Below are 1,749 nucleotides of genomic sequence, written 5' to 3' on the forward strand. Positions count from 1 at the left end.
GCCTGACTTGATGCACGGTGACGCCACTGGAGCAGCCGAAACTCTGTGACCTGGGAGTTTGTGGGTCGAGGTGGCTGATTCGGGATACTAACGGGGTGGCGTTCGTGCGGAAGGTGAGGACTGGGTCGGGAGCGACTGCGGTCCAGGTCGTCCAGAAGCGGCACGGGAAGCTGGAGATCATCAAGCACGTTGGCTCTGGCCATAGCCCGGTCGAGGTCGCACTGCTGGTCCAGCGGGGCCGCGAGATTCTCCAGGGCGAGCAAGAAGCCCTCGACCTGGACATCGGTCCCGAAGCCGATACCGCGCTTGCCCGACCCACGCAGCGGCAGCCCGCGCTCGTCCCGGATGCTCCGCCTCCAGCGGACACGTCCGCTGGAGGGACCAGCGGTGTTCGCGTTGTGGGGACCACCAGCGACGTGCTCTGGTCCACGCTGCGAGTGGCGTATTCGCGCCTGGGCTTCGGGATCGTCGACGACGAGGTCTTCGAGCAGGTTGTGCTCGCTCGCCTGGTCGAACCGACGTCGAAGCTCGATACGATCCGTGTGCTCGAGGGGTTGGGCGTGGATCCACCGCATCACACGACGATCTATCGCCACCTCCGCCAGGCCCAGGACCGGCACTACCGCGACCAAATCGCCACGAAGTGCTTCGAGCACGCCGCCACCAGCGGTGATGTCTCTCTGGTCCTCTACGACGTCACGACACTCTACTTCGAGGCGGAGTACGAGGATCGACTGCGGAAGGTTGGCTACTCAAAGGAGCGCCGGGTGGATCCGCAGATCGTGGTCGGGTTGCTGGTGGACCGCAACGGCTTCCCACTGGAGATCGGATGCTTCGAGGGCAACCACGCTGAGACCCGCACGATCGTGCCGATCATCAAGCAGTTCCAGGCTCGCCACAACCTCGCGGACATGGTCGTCGTCGCTGATGCGGGGATGCTCTCCACCGCCAACCTGACCGCTCTGGATGATGCGAATCTGAAGTTCATCGTCGGCTCGAGACAGGTCAAAGCCCCAGGTGACCTCGCGAATCACTTCCACTGGAACGGAGCCGCCTTCGAGGACGGGCAGCTGATCGACACCATCACGCCCCGCCACGGCAACACCAAGACCGAACGGAAGCGGCAACGGCGGGAGCCGGTCTGGGACCCGGAAGAGCATCCCGGGCATTGGCGCGCGGTCTGGGCCTTCTCGAAGAAGCGCGCCACCAGGGACGGGCACACGCTGACCGCGCAGGAGAACCGCGCCCGCGCCGTAATCGACGGGGACGCGGCGGTGAAGTCGACCAGGTTCGTCAAGACCACCGCCGCTGGCCGCGCCCTCGATGAGGCGTCCCTCGAACGAGCACGAGGACTGGTCGGGCTGAAGGGCTACGTCACCAACATCTCCGCGACCATCATGCCGCCCGCGGAGGTGCTCTCGAGCTATCACGACCTCTGGCAGGTCGAGCAGTCGTTCCGTATGAGCAAGAGCGACCTGCAGGCCAGACCCATGTTCCATCGCCAACGCGACTCGATCGAAGCCCACCTCACCATCGTGTTCACTGCGCTGGCGATCGCACGATTCATGCAGAACACGACCGGGCTGAGCCTGAAACGGATCATCACCACACTGCGTCCGATCCAGTCCGCGCTGCTCCAAGCCGGCGACCACACCCAGCTGATCCCGCCCCAGATCCCCGAGAACGCCGCCACGATCATCGAGCAGATCACCGGGCAACCGGGACACTAAGCAAATGCATCAACTCAGG

General features: G+C 64.6%; 1 protein-coding gene. It reads left to right on the plus strand.

What is annotated here, in order from left to right:
- Positions 1-95 precede the first annotated feature (95 nt).
- Positions 96-1,730, plus strand: a complete 1,635-nt coding sequence (locus L979_RS10775; protein WP_047692216.1) for an IS1634 family transposase — start codon at positions 96-98, stop codon at positions 1,728-1,730.
- Positions 1,731-1,749: the final 19 nt, after the last annotated feature.

The organism is Kocuria sp. ZOR0020, assembly GCF_000800955.1.
GTDB lineage: Bacteria > Actinomycetota > Actinomycetes > Actinomycetales > Micrococcaceae > Kocuria > Kocuria subflava.